Source organism: Altererythrobacter sp. CAU 1644 (assembly GCF_029623755.1).
Lineage (GTDB): Bacteria > Pseudomonadota > Alphaproteobacteria > Sphingomonadales > Sphingomonadaceae > Erythrobacter > Erythrobacter arenosus.
This window is the reverse complement of record NZ_CP121106.1, coordinates 1,215,190-1,240,131: the sequence shown is the minus strand read 5'-3', so window position 1 is coordinate 1,240,131 and position 24,942 is coordinate 1,215,190. Positions and strand designations below refer to the sequence as shown.

Here is a 24,942-nt window from a genome sequence, read left to right as displayed (position 1 = left end):
CCCTAGTTCGTTGGGACTGGATTGCTAGGGCCGCCCTTGCACTTGGTGTGCAACCGTAAAACTTCAGCCGCCGAGCTTGTCGCGCTCGATCAGTGCGGCCACTTGCTGTTTGGCGCTTTTCTTTGCAGCCTTGACGCAGGCCATCCGATCTCGCGGCACCATCCGCGAGCCGGTGACCTGTTCGTCGACCTTGCAGATCTGGCGAGCGACAGCTTCGATCCTGCCGTCGAGCGCCTTCTGGCCCTCTGCGGTCGAAAGGTTGAGATCCTTGAACTCGATCTGGGCAGCGGGTTTTTGCCCTCCTGCCATTGCCGGGCTGGCAAGCATAGCCGTGCCCAGGGCAACTGAAACCAGGGTAGTCTTGAACATGAATTCCTCCATCTGCGGGGCTCCCTAAGGGGGGTGGAGCACATTCCGCAGTTGAAGTATTAGGCTGGAGGGGATCGGGCCGCAGCATATGGTCGACAATCAAGGCCACGCAGTCGACCAAATCAAAGGCTTACTGACCGACGCCTGAAACCGTCCGACGAACGACTATTTCCAACCGACCAGTGTTTGCGCAATAATGCAACAATGGCGATTGCATTCATACTCCTTCTCGGCATCGGCAATTTTGCCCTGCACAAGGCTGTGCTGGAAAGCGGCCATCCCCTGCTCGGGCGGATGCCATGGTTCATCCACATGCTCGGCGGACGGATTACCATGGCGACCGAATTCCTTGTCCTGCTTGCTGCACTGCTGCTTGCGGCCAATGGATGGCCCGGCCTTGTCTGGGCCTATGCCATTTACAGCGCGCTCAACGCGGCTGCCGCGTGGTTGATACTAACCGATCGGATTTAGGGGGGTGAAGGGCTAGAGGCTGCGGGAACCACGCGCGTTCCCGTCGCTTCCATCTGATATGGAACAGTTTTCCCGGTGTTGCCTGATCACGAATTCATCCAGCGGCAGCAATCGCCAGGCTGCGGTCGAAGAAGTCAAGGATGCGCTGGCGCAACACGAGATCGAGATTGTGCGAGCGGTGGAGTTCCCGGAACAGGATCTACCCACTGGACAGGAATTGGATGCTGCAGGATTATCGCTTGTGGTCGTCTTTACGGGCGATGGCAGCGTCAATTCGGCCATCTCGCAACTCGCCGATTGGACTGGTGCGGTCCTAGTGCTGCCAGGCGGAACGATGAACTTGCTGAGCAGGCGGCTACACCGCGATTTCGAAGCTGGGCGCATCATTGAACTGGTCGCGGGGGGAGCGGCGCGGCGCGTGCGACCCAATGTGTGCCAATCTCGTCATGGATTTGCGCTCGCCGGCTTGCTGGTCGGTCCGGGCACCTGCTGGAGCGAGGTTCGCGAAGCTACGCGCGACATGAATATCCCGGCTATCGCGGAAACCACGGTCGAGGCGATCGGCCAGACGGCGGAAGGCCCCCCCGTCGCGATGATCGAGCCTCGGCTCGGGCGCCCGCAGGGTTACCAACTGGTTGAGATCACGCCAGGCGAACATGGCCTGCAGTTCGACGGCTTCTATGCCGATACGCCGACCGATTATGCACGCCAGGGCTGGGCGGTGCTTCGCCGCAAGTTTCGCGAAGGTCCGCATGACCGCATCGGCATGGTCGGCGACGCTACGTTGCAAAGCGCCGATGAAACGCCGCTCGAAATGTTGATCGATGGCGAACCGATAAAAGGAGAACCGGTCGAGCGCTTTTTGGCCACTCGCTGTCCGGTGGACCTGCTCGCCACGGCCCATTCCGATTGAATCATTGTCGTCGGACGTCGGATAGAAATATGCGATTTCCCTTGATCTTGCTCCCAGCAAGCTGTTGTCCATGAAGGCATGCCGACAAAAATATTCCATGTGAGCGATACCCACTGGGGCGTCGAGAATCGCGCGGCCCTCGAAGCGGTGGCGGCGGCCGCGGCCGTGGAGCGCCCCGATGCGCTGATCAGCACGGGTGACATCACCCAGCGGGCGACGCATACGGAGTTCTCGCATGCGGAGGACTTCTTCGCCCGATTCGATGCGCCGGTTATCCTGTGTGCGGGCAATCACGACATGCCCTATTACAACCTATGGGAGCGCTTCACCGATCCCTATCGGCGGTTTCGCAAGCTCTACGCGGCCGTCGGGGGCGAATTCGTCTCGGACGACGTCGTTCTGGTTCCGCTCAAGACCACCGTGCGTGCGCAGCCGCGGTTCCCGTGGTCGGACGGGTTCGTGATGCGCGAGGCCTTGGAGGCGACGCTCACCCATCTGCGCTCGCTGACGGGCGACGAGCGGCTCAAGATCGTCACATGCCACCATCCGTTGCTGCCGGGCCGCGAGGGCGAGAAGAATCCCACGATCGGCGGGGACGAAGCCTTTGCGGCGATCGCTGCGGCCGGTGCCGATGCCGTAATTTCGGGACATGTGCACTTCCCGTTCGACCTCATGCCCGCGCGAGGAGGCCTGCGGTTGCGCATGATCGGAACCGGAACCCTGTCGACCCGCCTGCGCGGAGCGCCGCCCGGCTACAATGTGCTTACTTGCTGCAAGGAAGACGGAATTTCAGTCGAGCATCGCTCATTTGGGGGCTGATTCTCGAATCTCACTACGACGTTAACCAAATCTCGAACCTTCTGGCTTACCGTTCAAGCTCAAACTCAGCGCGAATAACGCGCGTGCTTAAGGCGGAAGACTATGATCGAGTTCATGAAAGCTTCGGTCCTCGGGATCGTGCTCACGGGGGTGGTAGCCCTCATCATCGGATCGCAGGGTTCTGGTGGCGGGCAGCTGGCCATCTATGTCGCCAAGCCGTACGTCGGCTATGAGATCTACTGGTCGTGGCCGCTGTTCTTTGCCGGCACAGGCCTCTCCTGGGGCCTGATGATCATGCAGCGCTGATCGGGCGCAGCCAGACCAAAGAAAAAGGGCGGCCCCAGCGGGACCGCCCTTTTCGTATCCGGTGTTCGTCGGAGCGGATTAGCGCTTCGAGAACTGGAAGCTGCGGCGTGCCTTGGCGCGGCCGTACTTCTTACGCTCGACCACGCGGCTGTCGCGGGTGAGGAAGCCAGCGGCCTTGACCGTCGAACGCAGCGCCGGCTCATACTTCGTGAGAGCCTGCGAAATACCATGCTTGACCGCACCGGCCTGACCCGAAAGTCCGCCGCCCTTGACGGTGGCGACGACATCGTACTGGCCCTGGCGATCGGTGATCGAGAAAGGCTGGTCGATGATCAGGCGCAGCGTCGGACGTGCGAAATAGACTTCCTGCTCGCGTCCGTTGACGGTGACCTTGCCGGTGCCGGGCTTCAGCCACACGCGTGCAGTGGCATCCTTGCGGCGGCCAGTGGCATAGGCGCGGCCCTGCTTGTCGAGTTCCTGCTCGCGCAGCGGGGCAGTGCTTTCCGCGATGACCGCAGCGTCACCCTCGGGGGCGTCGCCGGCGATGGTCTTCAGATCGGCGAGATCGGAGACGGTTTCGTTGTTCTGTTCGTCAGCCATTACGCGGTGACCTTGTTCTTGCGATTCATGGAAGCGACGTCGAGCACTTCGGGCTTCTGCCCGTCATGCGGGTGCTCGGTGCCGGCATAGAGGTGCAGCGCCTTCATCTGCTGGCGGCCGAGAGGGCCGCGTGGGACCATACGCTCGACAGCCTTTTCGAGCACGCGCTCGGGGAAGCGGCCTTCCAGCACCTTGGCCGGGGTCGTTTCCTTGATGCCGCCGGCATAGCCGGTGTGCTTGTAATACTTCTTGTCGGTCGTCTTCTTGCCGGTGAATTTCACCTTGTCGGCATTGATGACGATGACGTGGTCGCCGCAATCGACATGCGGAGTGTAGCTCGGCTTGTGCTTGCCGCGCAGGATGTTGGCGATGATCGCGGCAACGCGGCCGACAACCAGGCCGTCCGCATCGATCAGGTGCCAATTCTTTTCGACCTCGGCCGGTTTGATCGACCGGGTCTGCTTGCTGAGCGCCTTCATGGGTCCAAAGTCCTAAATTAAAGCGCCGCGACAATGGGCCGCGGCATCGAATCGCGTCCGCCCCAGCCGGGGCAGCGCAGAAGCGAGCGCCATTTGTCGTTTCACCGCCTTCAAGTCAAGCAAAACCGCGGGTCTCAGAGGAGGTAAAATAATACCGCAGGCCAATGAAGGCTCGCCTACACAGGTTCCAGGATCCAGCTTTCCCGCGAAATACGGCGATCTTCGCCGAGGATCGTGGTCACCTCTCGCTCGGCCTCGGACAGCCAGGGGAAGTCCGCGCAGGGACTGGCACGATAGAGCAGTTCGAAGTTCGCCGATGTTCCATCCTCAAGCTCGACCTGCTGCGACCGGTGGAACTCCTCTCCTGCAGGGTAGAAGAGATCCTCCGGCAAGGCGGCCAGGAACCCTTCCCCGGCGCTGCGAATTTGCATGAGACCGGAAACGGCATCGGCGCTTTCGGGTCCGCCGGGGAGGGCTCGCTCGATGGCGGCCTGTCCCGCTGCGATCGCACTTGCCACGGTTGCGGCATCCTCGCTTGAGCCGACGCTTACGATGCGGCCGTCCTTGCCGAGCAGGATCGGGAACAATCCGTGCGTATCGCGCCGCTCCTCAATCGCAGCGAGGGCGGCCAACTGAGGCGGCGCCGCGACTGCCACCGCAATCTGGCGCCCAGTTATCGCGATGCGCTCTGGCATGGATCTGAACGCTATCTCCCAGCTTCGCGAAACGGAAATCTGTTCACCATCGCTCAGCGACCGTAGCAAGCGGCGAGTGAGCCGCATTGGTCCCGAGGGGATCGGGAGCGGTCCTCGAGCGCGCAACGGTAAGGCCAAGCCCGCCAATCCAAGCGCCGCGAGGTTCAGCACTCGCCGACGCGAAACATTATGCCACATTCACTTCTCCGACCCGAGGCCTCCAAGCCACTCGCGCGTAGCCTGCGGCGCCGCATCGCAGCACCAGCCCATGACCGCGGGCGTATCATAGGGATGCAACTCGCCCAATCGCGCGGAGGCCTTATCCAGAACTTCCGCATGGGTCTTGAACAGAACGCCGATCTCGGTGGCGCTGCCGCGTTCGCCGTTCCATTCGAAGATCGATTCAACTTCGCCCAGGATATTGGCGCAGGCGACCAGGCGCTCGCCAAGGAGGATGTTTGCCGCCGAGCGGGCGCTCTCGCGGTCGGGGAAGGGGCAATAAATGAGCGCGCTCATGCTTGCTGCTCTCGCCGACCAGCGACATGCATGCCCCAGGCTGTCGCTGCGACCAGCAGGGCGCCTACCAGCTGGTGGGCCACCGCCACCCACAGCGCAACGCCGGTCATGACGGTGGCGATCCCGAGAATGATCTGCGTGCCGAAGGCGCTGTGAATCGCCACCGAAGCTCTGCGTTCCGACCTCCGCACCCGTCGCGCGAGCCAAATCAGCATGCCGACGGCCACCCAGGCCCACCAGCGGTGGAGGAAGTGCAGCAGGAAGGGGTCATGCGTCAGCGCCCAGCCGATGCCCTTGCCGCGGTCGAACTCAGGGAAAAACTGGCCCTGCATCAATGGCCAGTCGTAGGAGGCGTGCCCGGCATTGAGCCCGGCCACCCAAGCTCCCAACAGCAGCTGGACAAACAGGACAAGCGCGGTCGCGATGCTCAGCCTCGTCAGGCGCGCCGGGCGGCTCGCCGGATCGCGGTGCAACGCGCGCAGATCGAGCGCGGTCCAGACCAGGCCTCCGAGCGTGAACAGCGCGGTCAGCAGGTGGATCGACAGCCAGAAATGGCTCACATCGGTCATCTGACCGGACAGGCCGGAGCGGACCATCAGCCAGCCGAAGGTTCCTTGGAGCCCGCCAAGCGACAACAGTGCGAGCAGGCGCCACTTGTAGCCGGTCGGGATCGCCCCCTTGATCCAGAACCAGGCGAGCGGCAGGGCGAAGGCGAGTCCGATCAGTCGACCGATCAGGCGGTGAAACCATTCCCAGAAGAAGATGAACTTGAAGTCCGCCAGCGACATGCCTGCCGGGCCGGCCTCGTAGATAAATTCGGGCGTCTGGCGATATTTGTCGAACTCCGCCTGCCAAGCCGCATCGGTCAGCGGCGGCAAGACGCCGGTCACGGGGTTCCATTGGGTTATCGAAAGGCCGCTTTCGGTCAGGCGGGTTATTCCGCCAACCATCACGATCAGCACGACCATCCCCGCGATCACCATCAGCCAATTGGCGATCGCTAGGGGGAGGGCGGGGGAGTCAGCGCTGGCGGGTTCGGGATGACCTTCCATGGCGAAGCCCACTGCGCGGCGTCCGACGAAAACTCAAGTCGTTTCATCGCAAGCGGCCTCGACGCACTTGCATAATGTTACACCATCACATAAATGGGGCACGCCCATGGGTAATGTAACCACCTCGATTCGCGGTGTGCTGGACCGCGCCGGCATCTGGCTGTCGAGCCTGTGCCTGCTTCATTGCCTGGCGAGCATCATTCTGGTGTCGGCGCTGGGCATTGGCGGACAACTGCTTCTTGCACCCGAGATTCACCGTTATGGTTTGGCGCTGGCCCTGATTATTGCCGCGGTGGCGATCGGATGGGGTGCGCTACGCCACCGCAAGGCGGCACCCTTCGTGACGGCCATGACCGGCCTGTCCTTCATGGGCGGGGCGCTCGCCGTACCGCACGGGTTCGAAGAAGCCGTGCTCACGATCATCGGGGTCACCCTGGTCACGATCGGCCACGTGCTAAACCTGCGCGCGCACTTGCCTCAATCGCGCTGAACGTTATTGCGCGCCGGATGAGCGCAATGATCGACATCACACTCAATGGCGAAACCCGCCGCACTTCAGCCGACACCATCGCCGCGCTGGCGCAGGAGCTTGAGCTCGACCCCGCCAAGATTGCGGTCGAACGCAACGGCGAGATCGTTCCGCGCTCGACACTGGGACAGGTCGCCTTGCAATCTGGCGATGTACTCGAGATCGTCCATTTTGTTGGCGGCGGTTCGGGCGTGGGTGGCGATAGCTGGAGCGTCGCTGGGCGCACTTTCAAGTCGCGCCTGATTGTCGGCACCGGCAAGTACAAGGATTTCGAGCAGAACGCGGCGGCAGTCGAGGCCTCGGGCGCCGAAATTGTCACCGTCGCGGTGCGCCGCGTGAATGTCAGCGATCCCAAGGCTCCGATGCTGACCGACTTCATCGACCCGAAGAAAATCACTTACTTGCCCAATACCGCAGGCTGCTTCACCGCCGACGAAGCGATCCGAACGCTGCGGCTGGCGCGCGAAGCGGGCGGTTGGGACCTCGTCAAGCTCGAGGTGCTGGGCGAGGCGCGCACACTCTATCCCGACATGCGCGAGACGCTTAAGGCGACCGAAGTGCTGGCCAAAGAAGGCTTTCTGCCGATGGTTTATTGTGTCGACGATCCGATCGCAGCGAAACAGCTCGAAGAAGCCGGTGCAGTCGCGGTCATGCCGCTTGGCGCGCCAATCGGTTCGGGGCTAGGCATCCAGAACCAGGTCACGATCCGGTTGATCGTCGAAGGGGCCAACGTCCCCGTGCTGGTCGATGCCGGCGTGGGGACAGCGAGCGATGCGGCCGTGGCGATGGAGCTCGGCTGCGACGGTGTCCTGATGAACACCGCAATCGCCGAAGCCAAGGATCCAATCCGCATGGCCCGGGCGATGAAGCTGGCGGTCGAGGCGGGCCGCGAGGCCTATCTCGCTGGACGCATGGGGCGCCGCAAATATGCCGATCCCTCGTCACCGCTTGCCGGATTGATCTGATCCATAGCTAACGCAAAATTAACCACGATGCGCGAAGCTCCCTTTCACAACAGGGGGCAAAGACGATGGCCGTTACCAACAGTGCATCGATGACGATCAGCGAAATGCGCGAATTCGCGGGCTTCGAGGCGTGCGAACAGCGCTACATCCGGCGCAGTCTGGATATCGGTCTCGGCCGCCAGGATGCCTTCAAGCTGTGGGCACGCAGCGAGGGTGAAAGTGCAGCGATCCGGAGCCAGTATGTCGCCTATCAGGAGCTCAAGGCGCTGCGCGCCGCGATTCCCGCCGCGAGCGGCTTCGGCGAAATCGAGAATTTCATCGGCAAGCTGACGCGCGTCGCCGCCTTCGATCTCGCGCAGGAGCGGATCGAGAGCTTCTCCGCCTTCCGGTTCCTCTACGAACGCCTGCTTGGCGCGGACGTTCGCCCGTGGCTGCCGAGCGCGTTCTGCGCTGCTGCCGCCCTGCCGCAGATCCGCCCTGAACGGCGCAAGATGCTGCTGCAGAGCCTGTCCGAAGCCGCTGCCACCGCGCCCGGCTGGTCCGACCGCGCGCCATGCTTCTACCCCGAGTTCATCGAGGCAGAAGCAGCTTAAGCGCTCAATTGGGCGGGTTATGCTTCTCGACGAAGGCGACCGCAGCCTTGAGCATGGCCAATCGCGTTTCGCCAAGTGACAACCAGTGGTCTTCGCCCTTGAGTTCTACGAACTCGTAAGGCTTGCCTGCGTCCTTGAGCGCATCGGCCATTTTGCGACTCTGATCATAGTCGACGACAGTGTCGTTGCGACCGTGGATGAGCAGGATTGGCGCGTCTGCCTTGGCTGCGTGCCCCCGCGGAGAGATCTCCTTGTAGCGCTCCTTGGGGCCCAGTTGCCGCTCAAGTGAACGTCGACGCACCTTCGCTCCATCGCGATTCTCGATGCGCGACATGAGGGAGACGTCGCTGACTCCAGCAACTGAAACCGCGCAACGGTAGAGGTCTTGTTGAAGAGTGACACCTGCAAGCGCAGCGTATCCTCCATAGCTCGCACCAACGATGCAAACGCGCTTTGGATCGATAACTCCTTTCGCCGCAAGTGCAGCTAAACCGTCCGAAAGATCCGTCTGCATCTTGCGACCCCACTCGCCATAGCCAGCCTGGACGAAGGCCTCGTCGCGATTGGTCGATCCGCGGAAGTTCGGTTGGAAAACCGCATATCCGCGTGAGGCGAAGGCCTGCGCCCACCAGTCGAAACCTTCCGTATCCTGGCTGTGAGGACCGCCATGAGGCAGCATCACCAGCGGAAGGTCCGACGCCTGTCTGCCAGGCGGTAGAGTCAGAATCCCGTCCAGTTCAAGGCCGTCACCGGCCGTGTAGGAAACTGTCGAAATCTGTCCAACGTGTGCTGCGGCAACAGCGGGCCGCTCCCAGCCTACCGGGTCAGCTTTGAGCGCAGCAAGGTCAACATTGAAGTAGCTGCCGCTATCGCCATTGCCGTCTGTCCGGACGAGCACATGATCGAAATCTGACGTCCAATCGACCAGTGAACTGTTTAGTCCGGCAAACGCTCGTCGGATCTTCTTTGCCCTCGTCGACCTGCTCTCTTCAAAGAAGACTGGGGCTAGGTCCGAACCCTGTTTTCGATACCCGATCAACTCGCCAGTCTCGCCGTCAGTGTATATCCTGGCAACGTCTTCGTCGGCGAACACCTCGGCCGGGGCCGAGCTTCCATCGGTTGGCACCTCGTACCAGCTAACGCTGTCAGTGGCGTCGTCCAGCGTGCCGTAGATGACGCTCTTCCCCCCCCGTCCGATCGAGATCAGCCACGCTCCGCCAGTCTTGCTCTGCCCCTTCGCGATCACGTTGCCACGGGAGGTTAGCGTCCACGCTCCGCTGTTCTCGTCGTTATCCAGCGTTGCAAGTACCGTACCGTCCGACCCGACCAGCCAGTCACGATCTTTTCCCTCCGGCGGTGAAGGTGCGATCCGTCGGGCGCCATTGCTGACCAGATCGACCTCGTAAAGTGCCGGACGACCGTGATCGAACTCATATTCCAACCGGCTGCCGATCCTCTGCTTCATCTCGAGCGCGCCGAAATAAGCGTGGGGCCGCCCTTCGATAAGGCGTGTTCCGTAATATCCAAAGGTTGCCTTCACCAGGTCGGCCTTTCCGCCAAATACCTGATCAGTCTTTCTTCCGTCGATCGAAAACAGGAATGCCTGATAGAACTCAAACTTGTCCTGAGTGAATCCCGGACCGAGCCTTCCGGTCGCGCTGGAATGAACCATCAATAGATCTTCGGTCACGAAATCGAATCCGCGAACCTTCGAATCACCAATCGTGAAGTTTCCGAGATTCTTCATTTGCCGGTCCGCGACGACCAGCATCCGCTTGCCCCCAAACGTGCCGAGCATCGCTATACGTTCTCCGCTTGGCGAGAGGACCATGTCCTCAATTGCAGTCAATTCCCCATAGGCTGAAAGAGGCGGAACGCCGCCGTCCTGCGCCATAAGTGGCGCGCCCAGCGCCAAAGTAACGGCAAGCATAGCCTGCCGCAGAGCGACCCTAATTTTCATCGTTTGACCCCTGAATTCACTGGCAGCCAAGATAACCGGGTCGATGCGCGGCGCAAGACCTAATAATTCTCAACAGTAGTTCTACTCGAGAGGTGGCCGCAATCCGCCTAGCTGCGATAGAGCGCGTCCATGCGGTCCTGATAGCGATCGCGGATCTTGTGACGGCGGATCTTCATGCTCGGCGTCATTTCCTCGTTCTCGATGGTGAAGGCCTCGTCCGCAAAGTCGAACTGACGGACCTTCTCGATCACCGACAGGTCCTTGTTGACCCGGTCGATCGCACTGCGCACCGCGCTCTTGAAGGCCGGCAGTTCTTGCAGTGCCTTGAGGTCGAATTTCTCACCATTGGCCTTGGCCCATTCGAGCGCCCATTCGGCGTCCGGAACGATCAGCCCCACGATGTAGGGCCGCTTGTCGCCGCTGACCATCGCCTGCGCGATCTCAGGCTGGAGCGTCAGCATGCCCTCGATCTTCTGCGGAGCGACATTGTCGCCCTTGTCGTTGACGATCATGTCCTTCTTGCGATCGGTGATGACGATCCGGCCCTTCTCGTCAAGGTGGCCGATATCGCCGGTATGGAGCCAGCCGTCCTTGATCGTGCGCTCGGTCTCCGCCTTGTTGCGCCAATAGCCGTGCATCACCAGCTCACCGCGGACCAGAATTTCGCCATCATCCGCGATCCTCAGTTCCACTCCGCGCATGGGCGGGCCGACCGTGTCCATCTTGAGTCCGGCCTTTGGACGGTTGCAGCTGATCACCGGACCGGCTTCAGTCTGACCGTAGCCCTGCAGCATGGTGAGGCCCATGGCTTCGAAGAAGTTGCCGACATCGGGGTTGAGCGGCGCGCCGCCCGAGACCATCGCCTTGATCCTCCCGCCGAAGCGGGCGCGGATCTTGGGCCGCAGGGTCTTCTCGATCAGGGCATCCATGGGCTTGTCGCGCAGCCGCTTCTTGCCCTCGACCTGGTGCTCGCTGATCGAGAGTGCGCGGTCCATCAGGTAGTTCGCCACTTTCCCCTGCTTCTCGATCTGCTTCATGATCCGCGTGCGCAGGACTTCGAACAGGCGCGGGACCACGACCATGATGGTCGGGCGCGTTTCCTCGATATTGCTGGCGAGCTTCTCGAGCCCTTCGGAGTAGAAGATCTCTGCGCCGACGCTGATCGGCAAGTATTGCCCGCCGGTGTGCTCATAGGCATGGCTCAGCGGAAGGAACGACAGGAAGCGCTCGTCCCTGATGCCAAAATCCTCGATCAGGATTTCGGCAGCCCCCGCGACATTGCACAAGATAGCGCCGTGATGCTGGAGCACGCCGCGCGGCGCGCCGCCGGTCCCGCTGGTATAGATGATGCAGGCGGTTTCATCGCGGCCCACCTTGGCCATCCGCTCGACAACGGCCTTGCGCGCTTCTGCCGCATCGCCCGCAGTCATCTTGTCCCAGCCGTGGAAGGTGAAGCCGCTCGACTGGTGGCGGTGAAGGTCCTCAATTCCGATAACGTGTTCGGCAATGCCTGACGCCTGAAGCGCGCCGTGCAGCGGCTGGAGCAACTTCTCGGTCGAGACGATGACGGCGCGCGCCCCCGAATTGTCGAGGATGTGCACGTGATCGCGCTCGGTATTGGTAATATAGGTCGGAACGGTAACGCAGCCCGCCGCCATGATCCCGAGATCGGCGATGCACCATTCGGGGCGATTCTCGGATACAAGGGCAACCCGGTCGCCGGGCTCGAGGCCCAGGCCGCGCAGGTTCTCGGCCAACAGGCAGACCTGATCGGCAACCTCGTTCCAGCTTTGCGTGACCCATGCGCCGCCCGATTTCCGGCCCAGAAATGGGGCATCGCCCTTCTCGCCGACGCGCTTCAGGAAGAGCTCGACCAGATTGTTGGCGGAATCGATATCGTGCAGCACTTCAGCTTCCCCCGACGCTTTGTTCTTGTCGCTTCAACGGCGCCGAAGCGATTAGGCTCCCGCTGCGCCCACGGCAAGGCCGCGCGCATCGCCAATCATGCTCAGGGAACCGCGAGACTGCGTTCGATTCGCGGATCGCGAGCGCTTTCCCAGCCGCCCTGGCCGCGGGTGATTGCATTGCCCTTGATCGGCGCTTCGCGGAACACGATTTCGGTGTGACCCAGCGCGCGAAAGGCGTCGGCCTGCTGCTCCATCCACGTGCCCTTTTCGAGCATGATCGCCCCCCGGAACGCCATTGCGAAGGGCAGGTCGAGCGCTTCTTCGGCGCCCAGGCCGAAATCGATAGCGCCGATGATGGCGCGGGTCGTGGTCACCGGGATTGTCGGCCCCCCAGCCGCGCCCACAGCCATGAACGGGCGCCCCTGCGGGTCCCAGATGACGGTCGGCGACATCGAGCTGCGCGGGCGTTTGCCGCCTTCGACTCGGTTAGCGACCAGCTTGCCGTCGACGGTCGGCGAGCGGCTGAAATCGGTCAGTTCGTTGTTGAGGTAGAAGCCGCCGCTCATCAGGCCTGAACCGAACGCGCCCTCGATGGTCGAGGTATAGCTCACCATGGTGCCAGAGGCGTCGACGACTGCGAAATGCGAGGTACCGCTTTCAGGCGGCTCATCGCCATCGGCCAGCGCCTGCGGTGCCCCTGCCGGTTGGCCGGGTTTTGCATCGCCGCGACTGGCCGGATCGATCAAGGCGCTGCGGCTGGCCAGGTATTCGCGGTCAAGCAGCCCCGCGACCGGCACTGAAACAAAATCCGCATCGGCGAGATAGATCTCGCGATCGGCATATGCGAGCCGCTGCGATTCGAGGAACAGGTGCCAGGTAACGGGATTGTCCCTGCCCAACGCCTTGAGGTCGAAACGCTCAAGCTGGCCGAGGATTTGCAGCACGGCAATCCCACCCGACGTGGGCGGGCCCATGCTGCAGATGCGGTAGGCGCGATAACTGCCGCAGACGGCTTCGCGTTGCTTGGCCCGGTACCCGCTGACATCGGCGAGCGTCATTGCTCCGTCGCGCGGGGTCGCCGCGGCCACTGTCGCGACAAGGTCCGAACCAATGGTGGAGTCGTAGAACCCGGCTGCTCCCTCGCGCGCGATGCGCTCGAAGGTCTGCGCCAACTCCTCGTTCCTGACGAGCGCGCCAACCGGCAGGGCCTGCCCCTCGGCATCATAATAGAGCGCCTTGGCAGCGTCGCTGAAGCCGGCGTGGCCAGGTTCGTTCTTGAGGTAATTGTGTAGCCGCGGGTTGATCTCGAAACCCTCGCGCGCGAACGTGATTGCCGGTTCGAACAGCTTGGCCCATGGCAGCCTGCCATGGCTTGCATGTGCCTTTTCGGCGAGACGCACATTGCCCGGGACGCCAACGCTGAGGCCACTCTGGACCGATTCGTCGAAGCTCGGAAGCGTCCCATCAGATTTGAGGAACCAGTCCGGGGTCGCTCCGGCGGGTGCGGTTTCGCGCCCGTCGAAAGTGGTCACGGCACCGTCTTTGGTTCCGCGCACGAGGAATCCGCCGCCGCCAATGCCGGAACTTTGCGGTTCCACCACGGTCAGCGCGAGCATCACGGCGATGGCCGCGTCGGTGGCGCTACCGCCCGCATCGAGCATAGCCTGCCCTGCGGCTTCGGCGCGCGGGTCGGCCGCGGTGACAGCGCCGTTGCCGCCGTAGAACAACTGGTCAGCGCCCTGAAGAACAACTTCTTGGGGGACTGCTTGATAGGATGCACAACCGGCGAGAGACAGGCCGGCGAGAAGCGGAGCGAATACGAGTCGCGAGACAGGCAGCAATTTCATGCCCGCGTTGCTATTCGCTTCCGACCGCCTCCGCAATGCTGCCGAAACCGTCGCGCTTCATCAGCCGTTCCAGCCCGCGCACGATCTTGGCGCCGAGCCCGGGCCCTTCGTAGACCATGGCGCTGTAAAGCTGGACCAGGCTCGCCCCTGCGCGGATCCGGGCCCAGGCATCTTCTGCGCTCGCGATACCGCCCACCCCGACGAGCGGGACCGCGCCGCCAGTCGCCTTGCGAAAATCGCGCACACGCTCAAGCGCTAGGGGGCAAAGCGGCGCGCCCGACAGGCCGCCCGTCTCGTCTGCATGGCGCGACTTCAGCTTCGGCCGCGAAATGGTGGTGTTCGATACGATCAGCGCGCCGAGCCGCTTGTCGATTGCGATGCGGGCGATTGCGTCGATGTCTGCCGGCTCGAGATCGGGGGCGACCTTGAGAAAGATCGGCGGGCCTCCTTCCGGCAGCGCCTCGATCACCGCGTCGAGCAGGCCGGTCAACGCCCCCTCGTCCTGCAAGGCGCGCAGGCCCGGCGTGTTGGGGCTCGAGATGTTGACCGAGAGATAGGAGGCATGCGGAGCCATCAGCCTTGTCATGGTCGCATAGTCGGCGACGCGATCCTCGGAGTCCTTGTTTGCGCCGATGTTGATGCCCAGCACGCCGCCGCGCCCCTTGCGCTTCGCGAGTCTTCGCAGCGCCGCATCGGCCCCGCCATTGTTGAAGCCCATGCGATTGATCACTGCCTTGTCCTCGACCAGCCGGAACAGGCGCGGCTTGGGATTGCCCGCCTGCGGGCGCGGCGTGATCGAGCCGACCTCTGCAAACCCGAAGCCGATGCCGAGCAGCGCGTCGGGGACCTCGGCATCCTTGTCGAAGCCGGCGGCGACGCCGACCGGGTTGGGGAAGTCGATCCCGGCAACGGAGGTAGTTAACGGCCCCGGCTGCTGCGGCGGCAAATGGCGAATCGCCTGGAGCCCGCGAATCGCCAACCGGTGGCCCGTTTCCGATTCGAGCGCGAAGATCGCGGGCCGAATTACATCAAAAAGCATATGCCGGGCCTATGGCAAGTTGCGGCGCGCATGTCGAGCAGCGTCGAAAGCGGCCAGAAAGCTACGGATTTTGCGAGAAAAAGAAAAATTTCGGCGCTTGGGTGGCAGCTTGTCGTTTGCATACAATTCTAACGGGGTGCCTTGGTCTAACACACTCATGCGACCCGAAGGGCTCGGAGCAGCGATGCGAAGAGTTCCTCAACTTCAAGGGGCGGTCTCTCAGGAGGCCGCCCTTTTTTTATCCCGCTGGTAATTAACCACTTCATCGGGCAGGAAGCTCCGGATAATTGAGAACGTTTCGGAGCTCGCAATGAAATCACCAATCGTGCCGATGGTCGGCGGTCTTGCCCTGGTTCTCGCCGCCTGCACTCCAGTCGAAAGCGGAGAGGTTGCCAGCGCTTCTGCCGAAGTCCCGGCAAAGTCGCTCGCGCAGCTGTTCGACGATTACGACGCGCAGCAGCTCGAACTCTCGCCGGAGACTCGGGCGTACCGCGGCATTCGCGACGACGATTACGGCACGTGGGACGACCCTTCCGACGAGGCCGAATTGCGCGGCCAGGAATCGCTGCGTGCGACCCTGGCGCAAATGCGTGAAGGCTTCGATCAGGCAGAACTCTCCGAGCAGGACCGGCTTTCCTATCGCCTGTTCGCGAGCATGGCCAAGCGGAGCGAAGCGCTCTGGCCCTATCGCGACTACGGCTATCTGTTCGACCAGATGAACGGCGCGCAAAGCGGCTATCCGGCATTCCTGATCAATATCCACCGGATCGACAATCTCGCCCATGCCGAGGCCTATATCGAACGTATCGCGCGGCTCGGCCCGTTGCTCGATGCGCTCCAGGAAGATTCGGCGAAGCGCGCGGCAAACGGGATAACGCCGCCGGCCTGGGTTTATCCCTACGTCATCTCCGATATCGAGAATCTGCTGGCGGCTGGTGACGACAATGCCGTGCTGAAGGACTTTGCGGCGAAGATTGCGGGGCTGGACGAACCTGACGAAGCCAAGCTGGTTCTGCAGGACGTCGCCACCGAGATGTGGAACGGCATGACGCGCCCAGCATACGAGCGCCTGCTAGCGGAGATGAAGCGGCAGCAGGCGATCGCACCCAGCGAGGACGGCGTCTGGCGGCTCCCTGACGGCGCGAACTACTACAAGGCCTTGCTCGCTAACTACACCACGACCGAACTTACGGCAGACCAGATTCACGACATCGGGCTACGCGAAGTGGACCGGATCCATGGTGAGATGCGCCGGATCATGGCGCAGGTCGGGTTCGAAGGAAGCCTCAAGGATTTCTTCGAATACACGCGCACCGACGTTCGCTTCTTCTACGACACGCGCGAGGCCTATCTTGCCGACGCCGAGATGAAACTGGATGCCATGGAAGCCAGGTTGCCGGAATATTTCGCCACGCTGCCCAAGGCGCCGATGGTGATCAAGCCGGTCGAGGCCTTCCGCGAGAAGAGCGCCGGCAAGGCGTTCTACAGCAGTCCGGCGCCCGACGGTTCGCGTCCGGGCACCTATTACGTCAATCTCTTCAATCTGCGTGACATGTCGAAGAACGAGCTGGAGGCGCTCGCCTACCACGAGGGCCTGCCCGGGCATCACTTGCAGCGCACGATCCAGACCGAGCTCGGCGATGTCCCGCCCTTCCGCCGGTTCGGTGGAGTGACTGCCTATACCGAGGGCTGGGGGCTCTATTCGGAAGAACTCGGTAAGGACATGGGTTTCTACACCGACCCATATTCCGATTTCGGCCGGCTTGGCATGGAGCTGTGGCGCGCGTGCCGCCTGGTGGTCGATACGGGCATCCACCACAAGCGCTGGAGTCGCGAGCAGGCGATCCAGTATCTCACCGACAATACGCCCAACCCGGACGGCGACATTCGCAAGGCGATCGAGCGCTACATCGTCTATCCCGGCCAGGCGACCGCCTATACGATCGGCAAACTCAAGATCATGGAACTGCGCGAGCGGGCCCGGAGCGAGCTAGGGAACGCATTCGATATTCGCGGCTTTCACGATGCAGTGCTGTTGTCCGGACCTGTTCCGCTCGACATCCTCGAGGAGAATGTCGACGGCTGGATCGCGGCGGAAAAGGCGGGCCGATAAGGCAAGTCTGGGGCAAACGGGGTGGATAGAGCGGACACAGATCTGGATGCCGCAATCGCCGGGGGCGAAACGCTTGAGCTCACCCCGCGCTCGCATTTCCAGATCGACTATATCGCTACCCCGGCCTCGCTGAGCGATTACATCACGACCTTCTATCACTTCCGCTGTGATGAGGAGGTGATCCGCGACATCCAGCCAGCCGCGATTGGCCACCTTGCCCTGTTCCCGATCGGCCGGGGCAAGATGCAGTTCCGCGACGGTACCAGCGACCCTTCGCATGAAGTCAACCTTCTGACCCCCTTCTCGGTGGCGGCACCATTCGAGGTCACAGGCGGATTTCACGCGATTGGCGCGGCATTGTCGCCGCTCGGCTGGGCGGCGCTGACCGGGCTCTCTGCCAACGAGCATGGCAATCGGCTCTATCGGGCTGCGGATTTCCTGGGCCCCGAGGTGGAGGAGCTCGGGCTGGGGCTGTGCGCCGATTATCGCAGCGGAGCCAAGACAGGTCCGGACTGCGCGCTTGCGCTAGGCGAGTATATTGCGACGCATCTCAAACCGGTGAACGAGCGCCATGCCGAACTGATCGCCTATACCAACCGCTGGCTGAGCAGCGCGCTCGATCCTTCGCTCGACGATCTCTACGCAGGCGCGGCGTATTCGGAGCGACAGGTCCAGCGACTCGTAGAGCGCTATTTCGGGCTCCCCCCGCAAACCTTGTTGCGGAAATACCGTGCGCTGCGTGCTGCCGCCTATTTCTCGCTGCCGGAACTGGCGCCGGAATTCGAAGCTCAGCTGGGCGAGGCTTTCTACGATCAGTCGCACATGATCCGCGAGATCCAGCTGTTCGTCGGCCGCACTCCCGCGCGGCTCGCCCATCACGATTCGCCTTATCTTGCCGAGATGCTCGACCAGCGGAATTTTCGCGAAATAGACCCCAGGGGAATGGGGGAAGGCGAGTAGGTCGGACCCATGAGCGAGACTCCCGCCCATCGCTTCGAATTTGTCTCCGGCCCAACGCAGCTCGGGAAATTCCTCAATTCGCTTTATGTGCTCCATGTCGGCGAGGACGGTCTGGAGGAGATGTTACCCGCCTATTCGGGTCAGATGCTGATCGTTGCCGAAGGAGGCGGAGCGATGGATTTCGGGCGCGGGCAAGAGCGAGCGCCGGAGGATGCCTTCTTTATCGGGCCGCTCAGTGCGGCATCGCGCTTCTTGATCGAAGGGCCGGCGCTGATCTTGGGGGCATCGTTCAACTTCCACGGCTGGGCCGCGATCCCCGGGCTGCCGGTGGCGCAAAGCAGCGACCGCTTCATCGAGATCGCCGAGGCGTTTGGCGAGAAGGGCGGTGCCGCGGCCGCGAAAATCGCACAACGTGTCCGCGCCAAATCGCTGTCGAAGGATCGGGCGCTCGATCAGATCGGCGCTCTGCTCGGCGAATTCGCGCAGCCCTTGGCGCACAGCCACGCAGAGCTGATCGAGCGGACCTATGCCTGGCTCAGCAGCAGCCTTAATCCTCCGACCGAAGGACTATACGAAGCGCTGGCGCTGTCGAACCGCCAGGCGCAACGGCTCGTCAAACGCTTCTTCGGGCTCCCGCCGTCGCGGCTCAAGCGTCGATTCCGGGCGATCCGGGCGGCAACGCTCCTGGCCGACCGGCCCTACGACCTGGCGACCCGCGACGAGGTGATCGACGCCTTCTACGACCAGGCTCACATGATCCGCGAGATCCGCGAATTCACCGGGCGCACGCCCAAGCTGCTTTCCGACATCGATGGATCGGTGATTTCGCAGACGCTTGGGCCAAAAGGGTACGGCGTCGTCGGCTTGTTTGGCGGCAGCGAGGAAGAACAACTGGCATCGGGCACCGACTGAATTGCCGGTGCAATCGTCGCAATCGCGCCGATCCCATCTATCCTGACCGTTGCAATTCGCGCTTTCCCGCTTCACCGTGAGTCGCAAGAGTTGGGGACAGCGATGGCAGACGACACCGGGAGCGTACCGTACAGTTTCGAATTCGTGCCGCCGCCCCCGGATCTCGCGCAGTACGTCAATGCGCTTTACAAGCTGACTTACCATGACGCGATAGACGAGGTCCTGCCTGCCTATTCCGCACAACTGCTGGTTTCCGCCGGCCCCGCCGGCATGGCCGACTTCGGTAACGGATTGGTCGAATCCTATCGCTATGCCTCGATGCTCGGCCCGCTGACTACCGCGCATCGGGTTACCATGGATGAGCCCACCGCCATCTACGGGGCTTCGATCAGCGTCTATGGTTGGGCAGCGCTCACGGGCCTTCCGGCACTGGAATCGTCCAACCGGCATATCGACGCGGTCAGCGGACTTGGGGCCGAGGCAGGACAGGCAGCACTGGCGCTCGGGCGAAAATCGAGCAGGTTGAGTGATACTGAAGTGTTCGACCAGTTGGCGGATATCGTGCGCAGTCGCGCCGAGCCCCTTCCTCCCGGCCATGGCCAGTTGATCGATGCGACCTTTCGCTGGCTGACGAGCGACTTCAACCCGCTGATCGACGATCTCTACGCCTCGCTACCCTATAGCGAGCGCCAGGTTCAACGGCTCGTGAAGCAGTTCTTCGGGCTCCCGCCCACCCGCCTCAAACGCCAGTACCGCGCGCTCAGGGCGGCGGTGATCCTGTCCGATCCCAACGTCAGCGACAGCGCGCGCGACATGGTTTACGCAGCGTTCTACGATCAGGCGCACCTCATTCGCGAAGTGAAGCAATTCACGGGGCGCACGCCTCGTCTGCTCGAACCGGGCCGGGTCACGCTCGCCTCGACCACATTGAAGGCTGAACATTCGGGTAGCGGCGCGGCGATGAACGAAGCCGCCGAATAGCCAGGCTAGATGCTAACGACTCGCAACAAGCGGTTTTGCGTTGAAATCCGCGGTTTCGACGCATAGCTGCAAATCGGAACAAATTGGTCCGATTAAGCTATGCGCCTTTCAAACCTCGCCGATTACGCTGTCGTCACGATGAGCGCCGCGGCCCGCCATTGCGGCGGGGCACGCACTTCTGCGGCTGAACTGGCGGCCGAAACCGGCCTGCCCGCGCCGACCGTGCAGAAAGTCGTCAGCATGCTCAGCAAGGCGGGCCTGCTACGCTCGGTTCGCGGTGCGGGAGGAGGATTGCAGTTGGCGCGCCCGGCGGCGGCGATCACAGTCGCCGATATCGTCGAGGCGGTCGAGGGGCCGATCGCGCTTACCCAGTGTGTCGATACGCATGATTGCGATTACGAGCACGGTTGCTCGGTCAAGCCGCATTGGCCGATCATCAACCAGGCGCTGCGCGGCGCACTGGCGGATATTCCGCTGACTCGGCTGGTTCGCCAGGAGGTGGCGGCATGAGCGACGACATCGATCTCCAGCGCCACGATATCCAGGACAAGGACGCGCGCGACGCCGCGGCCAAGGCCGCCGAATACGAGCATGGCTGGTCTGCCGATATTGAGACCGAGTTTGCTGAGAAGGGCCTGACCGAAGACACCGTGCGGTTCATTTCCGCCAAGAAGGGCGAGCCAGAGTGGATGCTCGAATGGCGTTTGAAGGCCTTCCGCCTGTGGCAGACCATGGAAGAGCCCGATTGGGCCAAGCTCGGCTACCCGGCGATCGACTATCAGGACGCCTATTATTACGCCGCGCCGAAGAAGAAGCCCAAGCTCGCCTCGCTCGATGAACTCGATCCGGAGATCAAGGCGGTTTACGACAAGCTCGGAATTCCCGTGGCGGAACAGGAGGTTCTCGCCGGGGTAGAGGGTGCGCGCAAGGTCGCGGTCGACGCCGTTTTCGATAGCGTCTCGGTCGCGACGACATTCCGCGAGGAACTGAAGAAGGCGGGCGTTATCTTCCTGTCGATCTCGGAAGCGATCAAGGAATATCCCGAGCTGGTGAAGAAGTGGCTCGGCAAGGTCGTGCCGCAGCACGATAACTTCTTCGCCACGCTCAATTGCGCGGTCTTCTCGGACGGAACCTTCGTTTACGTGCCCGAGGGCGTGCGCTGCCCGATGGAGCTGAGCACCTATTTCCGGATCAATGCCGAGAATACCGGCCAGTTCGAGCGCACCCTGATCGTCGCCGAAAAAGGCAGTTATGTCAGCTACTTGGAAGGCTGCACTGCGCCGATGCGCGACGAGAACCAGCTCCATGCTGCGGTGGTCGAACTGGTCGCGATGGAAGACGCCGAGATCAAGTATTCGACCGTGCAGAACTGGTACCCCGGCAATGCCGAAGGCGTAGGCGGGATCTACAACTTCGTCACCAAGCGCGGGCTGTGCCAAGGCGCGCGGAGCAAGATCAGCTGGACGCAGGTAGAAACCGGTAGCGCGGTGACATGGAAATATCCCTCTTGTGTACTCAATGGCGAGGATTCGGTAGGCGAATTCTACTCGGTTGCGGTTACAAATAACTATCAACAGGCAGACACCGGAACCAAAATGGTTCACAACGGCAAGGGTTCGCGCTCGACGATCATTTCCAAGGGGATCTCGGCGGGCAAGTCCAACAACACCTATCGCGGGCTGGTCCGGGTCGGGCCGAACGCCGATGGCGTGCGCAATTTCACCCAATGCGACAGCCTGCTGCTTGGCGACCAGTGCGGCGCGCACACCGTGCCCTATATCGAGGTCAAGAACCCCAGCGCGCAAATCGAGCACGAGGCGACCACCAGCAAGATTAGCGACGACCAGCTGTTCTACGCGATGCAGCGCGGGCTGGGCGAGGAAGAGGCGGTCGCTCTGATCGTCAACGGCTTCGCCAAGGATGTGCTGAAAGAACTACCGATGGAGTTCGCGGTCGAGGCGCAGAAGCTCCTGGCGATCTCGCTCGAGGGGAGCGTGGGGTGAGCCTCGATCTTGAGACAATCAAAGTAGCCCACCGGCTTTCAGCGACTAACCGCACACTTGTCAGCGAAAGCAAGGAGTGTGGCTGTTTCCATTGCGAGTCTGTTTTTTCATCTTCGAGGATCGATGAATGGATTGAAGAAACGCAGGGCAGTTATTCTGAAGCGCCCGACCCCTTCACAGCAGTTTGTCCTGACTGCGGAATTGACTCGGTGCTCGGTGATGCTTGCCTATATCCGGTGACCGACCCTGCGTTTCTCCATGCCATGCGTCTCCATTGGTTTGGCGAGGAGGAAGCCGCATGACCGACCGCAAGACCCTCAAACTGTCCGACGAACCGGCCACCGAAGCCCCCGCGCTCGAAAAGAAGGGCCGCGGCTGGAAGATCTCGGACAAGCGGCTCGATGCGCTGCACGACCAGGCACGCGACAAGCGTCGGCATTCGTCGCCCGCGCACAAGGCGCTCGCGGCACGCTTCGCCAAGGCCGATCTTGGCCGCTACAAGTTCACCCGCCATGCCGTCGTCGGCAGCGCAATCGTCGACTTCAATTGCCACAATCTCGGCATGGCCATCCTCATCGACGAGGAAGGCCAGAACGAAACGCTGGCCAAGCGCCGCGACAAGAGCCTCGAATCGGTCGGCATCCGCGTGATGCGGATCAAGTCGGCGGACATTCTCGAGAACATGGACGCAGTGCTGCAGCGGATCACTGCCGGCATGCGGATCCGCATCGCAGACAAGCAGCAGGCGCGCCGCGAACACCAACGCTCCAGCACGCCGCGCCGGGAAGGAGGGCCACGATGATCCCCGGATTGAACGATGTCATGTCGCCCGACATGCAGAAGATCCTGCTGTTCGTGCTGCCCTTGCTCGCCGCCCTCGGGACGCTGGTCCTGACCCTCAGTCGCGGCAAATCGACCGAAGGCGTGGTTGCTATCGTCGTGCTGACCGCCGTGGCCATCTATTTCGCCCCCGGCTTCATGTCGGTCTTCTGATCGGCAAGCCAACCGGAGATTCCCCAGGAACTATGCTCAAGATCGACAACCTTCACGCCGAAATCGACGGCAAGCAGATACTCAAGGGGCTGACGCTCGAGGTCGCCGCCGGCGAGATTCATGCCATCATGGGCCCCAACGGCGCGGGCAAGTCGACGCTGGCCTATGTGCTAGGCGGACGACCCGGCTATGAGGTGACGCAGGGCACGGTCACCTTCATGGGGAAGGACCTGTTCGAGCTTGAACCGCACGAGCGGGCGGCCGCCGGCCTGTTTCTCGGCTTCCAGTACCCGGTCGAGATTCCCGGCGTCTCCAATGTCCAGTTCTTGCGCGAGGCGCTCAACGCGCAGCGCAAGACGCGCGGTGAGGAGCCGCTGTCAGGCGGCGAATTTCTCAAGCTGGCCAAGGACAAGGCGGCGCTGCTTCGCCTCGATATGGAGATGCTCAAGCGGCACGTGAACGTCGGCTTTTCGGGCGGTGAGAAGAAGCGCGCCGAAATGGTCCAGATGGGCATTCTCGATCCGACCTTCGCGGTGCTCGACGAAACCGACAGCGGGCTCGACATCGATGCGCTGCGGATCGTGGGCGAAGGGATCAACGCGATCATGCGCGCCCCGGAAAAGGGGGTGCTGCTGATTACGCATTACCAGCGGCTGCTCGACGTGGTGAAGCCCGACAAGGTTTCGGTCCTCGCCGGCGGCCGGATCGTTGCAACCGGCGGCCCCGAACTCGCGCTGCGGCTCGAGAACGAAGGCTATGACGCGGTGATGGCGGAAGCATGAGCCTGTTGTTCGCCTCGCTCCTCGTTCTCCAGGCTGGTTCGCCCGCGCCCGCGCCCCAGGTCTCGCCTGAGGTGTCGGACCAGGCCCTCGTGATCGGGGAGCGGCTGAAGACGTGGAAGGGCGGTCTCTACAAGAAGGACGGCCAGCTCACCTGCCGGATCGAGAAGAGCACCGGCGATCCCGAGATCGATGCGATTCGCTGCGGCGCGCTGCTCCGCTGCTTCGGTCCCAATGCCGAAAAGATGGATGCCATTGCCGGGTCCGACCTTCCGCGGGAGGATCGCAATCGGCGGATGCAGGAACTGGCGCAAGCGACCAAGCCCTGCCTCGAAGGTGCGCATAAGGCGGGCACCATGTTCCTCGCCGAGAAACGGGCGAGACTGCCATGAGCGATGCAGCAACCCTGCCCACTCGCAAGGATGAAGCGTGGCGTTACGCCGCGGTCGAGCGGCTTGTCGCCGTGCCAGACTGGCGCGAGATCGCGCTCGCGCCGGGTGAGACGCTGCGCGAGTGCCTGACGATCGTGGATGGCGAGGGAACGGACGGTACCGAAATCCATCGCCTGCGCGTTTCTGTCGGTGAAGGCGCGCGCTGCGAAATCTTCGGCGTGATTGCCTCGCGCGACTATGCCCGGATCGAGGTCGAAGCCACGCTGGCGCGCGGTGCGCATTTCGAGATGGGCGGCATCACCGTGGGCGGGCGGGACACCACCCGCGAATTCGTCACCCGCGTGATCCATGCCGAGCCCGAAGCGACCTCCAACCAGACGGTACGCAGCGTGCATTGGGGGCAGGGCACCGGCAATTTCCTCGGCAGCATCGATGTCGTGCGCCATGCGCAGAAAACCGATGCGGCGCAGGACTTCAAGGGCCTGCTGCTCGAAAAGGGTGCGAGCGTGAATGCCGTGCCGCAACTCGAGATTTTCGCCGACGACGTGAAGTGCGCCCATGGCGCGACGGTCGGCCAGCTCGACGAAATGGCACGCTATTACATGGCGGCTCGCGGAATCGATCCCGATACCTCGCGCCGCCTGCTGGTGCAGGCCTTCCTCGGCGATGCGCTGGTGGCGCTCGACGACGAGCAGGCGCGCGAGCGGCTGATGAGGCAAGCGCTCGACAAGCTGGAGCGGCACCTGTGA

Annotated in this window: 29 protein-coding genes; 19 read left to right on the top strand and 10 right to left on the bottom strand. The window is 62.5% G+C overall.

Annotation, left to right across the window (positions count from 1 at the left end; translation table 11 throughout):
• Positions 1–63: 63 nt before the first annotated feature.
• Positions 64–369, bottom strand: a complete 306-nt coding sequence (locus P7228_RS06090; RefSeq protein ID WP_278017321.1) for a UrcA family protein — start codon at positions 367–369, stop codon at positions 64–66.
• 204 nt (positions 370–573) lie between these two features.
• On the opposite strand from P7228_RS06090, the gene P7228_RS06085 reads away from it, so the two are divergent.
• The 4 genes from P7228_RS06085 (at position 574) to P7228_RS06070 (ending at position 2,878) form a co-directional block, all read left to right on the top strand.
• Entirely contained in the window at positions 574–840 is a 267-nt protein-coding gene (locus P7228_RS06085) for a hypothetical protein (RefSeq protein ID WP_278017320.1), read from the top strand.
• A 58-nt stretch (positions 841–898) separates the two neighbouring features.
• Positions 899–1,753, top strand: coding sequence for an acylglycerol kinase family protein (locus P7228_RS06080; RefSeq protein ID WP_278017319.1), 855 nt, complete (start codon positions 899–901; stop codon positions 1,751–1,753).
• Between the two features lie 99 nt (positions 1,754–1,852).
• Entirely contained in the window at positions 1,853–2,572 is a 720-nt protein-coding gene (locus P7228_RS06075) for a metallophosphoesterase family protein (RefSeq protein ID WP_278017318.1), read from the top strand.
• Positions 2,573–2,674: 102 nt separating this feature from the next.
• The gene (locus tag P7228_RS06070; RefSeq protein ID WP_278017317.1) at positions 2,675–2,878 is read left to right on the top strand and encodes a hypothetical protein; all 204 of its coding nucleotides are present in this window, start codon (positions 2,675–2,677) and stop codon (positions 2,876–2,878) included.
• 78 nt (positions 2,879–2,956) lie between these two features.
• On the opposite strand, the gene rpsI is transcribed toward P7228_RS06070, so the two are convergent.
• From rpsI to P7228_RS06045, 5 genes are all read right to left on the bottom strand, one after another.
• Complete coding sequence (gene rpsI, locus P7228_RS06065; RefSeq protein WP_278017316.1) at positions 2,957–3,478, bottom strand: 30S ribosomal protein S9; 522 nt, start codon at positions 3,476–3,478, stop codon at positions 2,957–2,959.
• On the bottom strand, positions 3,478–3,957 hold the full coding sequence (gene rplM / locus P7228_RS06060; RefSeq protein WP_278017315.1) for a 50S ribosomal protein L13: 480 nt from the start codon (positions 3,955–3,957) through the stop codon (positions 3,478–3,480). Before rplM ends, rpsI begins: the two co-directional genes overlap by 1 nt.
• Positions 3,958–4,133: 176 nt before the next feature.
• Complete coding sequence (locus tag P7228_RS06055) at positions 4,134–4,652, bottom strand: hypothetical protein (RefSeq protein WP_278017314.1); 519 nt, start codon at positions 4,650–4,652, stop codon at positions 4,134–4,136.
• A gap of 198 nt (positions 4,653–4,850) precedes the next feature.
• On the bottom strand, positions 4,851–5,168 hold the full coding sequence (gene cutA, locus P7228_RS06050) for a divalent-cation tolerance protein CutA (protein WP_278017313.1): 318 nt from the start codon (positions 5,166–5,168) through the stop codon (positions 4,851–4,853).
• Positions 5,165–6,220 carry a COX15/CtaA family protein gene (locus tag P7228_RS06045; RefSeq protein ID WP_278017312.1) on the bottom strand — a complete coding sequence of 352 codons (1,056 nt, stop codon included), beginning with the start codon at positions 6,218–6,220 and terminating at the stop codon, positions 5,165–5,167. Before P7228_RS06045 ends, cutA begins: the two co-directional genes overlap by 4 nt.
• A 106-nt stretch (positions 6,221–6,326) precedes the next feature.
• On the opposite strand from P7228_RS06045, the gene P7228_RS06040 reads away from it, so the two are divergent.
• From P7228_RS06040 to P7228_RS06030, 3 genes are all read left to right on the top strand, one after another.
• Positions 6,327–6,710, top strand: a complete 384-nt coding sequence (locus P7228_RS06040) for a MerC domain-containing protein (RefSeq protein WP_278017311.1) — start codon at positions 6,327–6,329, stop codon at positions 6,708–6,710.
• A 26-nt stretch (positions 6,711–6,736) separates the two neighbouring features.
• Complete coding sequence (gene thiS / locus P7228_RS06035) at positions 6,737–7,714, top strand: sulfur carrier protein ThiS (RefSeq protein ID WP_430732505.1); 978 nt, start codon at positions 6,737–6,739, stop codon at positions 7,712–7,714.
• A 65-nt stretch (positions 7,715–7,779) separates the two neighbouring features.
• Positions 7,780–8,307 (top strand): hypothetical protein, encoded by a 528-nt coding sequence (locus tag P7228_RS06030; RefSeq protein WP_278017309.1) that lies wholly within the window; start codon positions 7,780–7,782, stop codon positions 8,305–8,307.
• 4 nt (positions 8,308–8,311) lie between these two features.
• Here P7228_RS06030 and P7228_RS06025 read toward each other — a convergent pair whose 3' ends face one another.
• From P7228_RS06025 to P7228_RS06010, 4 genes are all read right to left on the bottom strand, one after another.
• The gene (locus P7228_RS06025; RefSeq protein ID WP_278017308.1) at positions 8,312–10,267 is read right to left on the bottom strand and encodes an alpha/beta hydrolase family protein; all 1,956 of its coding nucleotides are present in this window, start codon (positions 10,265–10,267) and stop codon (positions 8,312–8,314) included.
• Positions 10,268–10,374: 107 nt separating this feature from the next.
• The gene (locus P7228_RS06020; protein ID WP_278017307.1) at positions 10,375–12,174 is read right to left on the bottom strand and encodes an AMP-dependent synthetase/ligase; all 1,800 of its coding nucleotides are present in this window, start codon (positions 12,172–12,174) and stop codon (positions 10,375–10,377) included.
• Between the two features lie 101 nt (positions 12,175–12,275).
• Positions 12,276–14,021, bottom strand: coding sequence for a gamma-glutamyltransferase (gene ggt, locus P7228_RS06015; RefSeq protein WP_278017306.1), 1,746 nt, complete (start codon positions 14,019–14,021; stop codon positions 12,276–12,278).
• Between the two features lie 10 nt (positions 14,022–14,031).
• Positions 14,032–15,060, bottom strand: coding sequence for a quinone-dependent dihydroorotate dehydrogenase (locus P7228_RS06010; protein WP_278017305.1), 1,029 nt, complete (start codon positions 15,058–15,060; stop codon positions 14,032–14,034).
• Between the two features lie 310 nt (positions 15,061–15,370).
• Here P7228_RS06010 and P7228_RS06005 point away from each other — a divergent pair, with 310 nt between their 5' ends.
• From P7228_RS06005 to P7228_RS05950, 12 genes are all read left to right on the top strand, one after another.
• Positions 15,371–17,173: a DUF885 domain-containing protein gene (locus P7228_RS06005; protein WP_278017304.1), complete on the top strand. Its 1,803-nt coding sequence runs from the start codon at positions 15,371–15,373 to the stop codon at positions 17,171–17,173.
• 21 nt (positions 17,174–17,194) lie between these two features.
• Positions 17,195–18,133, top strand: coding sequence for a helix-turn-helix domain-containing protein (locus P7228_RS06000; RefSeq protein WP_278017303.1), 939 nt, complete (start codon positions 17,195–17,197; stop codon positions 18,131–18,133).
• Positions 18,134–18,142: 9 nt separating this feature from the next.
• On the top strand, positions 18,143–19,045 hold the full coding sequence (locus P7228_RS05995; RefSeq protein WP_278017302.1) for an AraC family transcriptional regulator: 903 nt from the start codon (positions 18,143–18,145) through the stop codon (positions 19,043–19,045).
• 102 nt (positions 19,046–19,147) lie between these two features.
• Entirely contained in the window at positions 19,148–20,026 is an 879-nt protein-coding gene (locus P7228_RS05990; protein WP_278017301.1) for a helix-turn-helix transcriptional regulator, read from the top strand.
• A gap of 99 nt (positions 20,027–20,125) precedes the next feature.
• A complete protein-coding gene (locus tag P7228_RS05985) occupies positions 20,126–20,536 on the top strand; it encodes an SUF system Fe-S cluster assembly regulator (protein WP_278017300.1) in 411 nt (136 codons plus the stop codon).
• Positions 20,533–22,029 carry a Fe-S cluster assembly protein SufB gene (sufB, locus tag P7228_RS05980; RefSeq protein WP_278017299.1) on the top strand — a complete coding sequence of 499 codons (1,497 nt, stop codon included), beginning with the start codon at positions 20,533–20,535 and terminating at the stop codon, positions 22,027–22,029. Before P7228_RS05985 ends, sufB begins: the two co-directional genes overlap by 4 nt.
• A complete protein-coding gene (locus P7228_RS05975; protein WP_278017298.1) occupies positions 22,026–22,331 on the top strand; it encodes a cytoplasmic protein in 306 nt (101 codons plus the stop codon). The genes sufB and P7228_RS05975 overlap by 4 nt, the downstream gene beginning before the upstream one ends.
• Positions 22,328–22,831 carry an endonuclease domain-containing protein gene (locus P7228_RS05970; RefSeq protein WP_278017297.1) on the top strand — a complete coding sequence of 168 codons (504 nt, stop codon included), beginning with the start codon at positions 22,328–22,330 and terminating at the stop codon, positions 22,829–22,831. Before P7228_RS05975 ends, P7228_RS05970 begins: the two co-directional genes overlap by 4 nt.
• Entirely contained in the window at positions 22,828–23,022 is a 195-nt protein-coding gene (locus tag P7228_RS05965; RefSeq protein WP_278017296.1) for a hypothetical protein, read from the top strand. Before P7228_RS05970 ends, P7228_RS05965 begins: the two co-directional genes overlap by 4 nt.
• A 32-nt stretch (positions 23,023–23,054) precedes the next feature.
• Complete coding sequence (sufC, locus tag P7228_RS05960; protein WP_278017295.1) at positions 23,055–23,804, top strand: Fe-S cluster assembly ATPase SufC; 750 nt, start codon at positions 23,055–23,057, stop codon at positions 23,802–23,804.
• A complete protein-coding gene (locus tag P7228_RS05955) occupies positions 23,801–24,193 on the top strand; it encodes a hypothetical protein (RefSeq protein ID WP_278017294.1) in 393 nt (130 codons plus the stop codon). Before sufC ends, P7228_RS05955 begins: the two co-directional genes overlap by 4 nt.
• A complete protein-coding gene (locus P7228_RS05950) occupies positions 24,190–24,942 on the top strand; it encodes a SufD family Fe-S cluster assembly protein (protein ID WP_278017293.1) in 753 nt (250 codons plus the stop codon). The genes P7228_RS05955 and P7228_RS05950 overlap by 4 nt, the downstream gene beginning before the upstream one ends.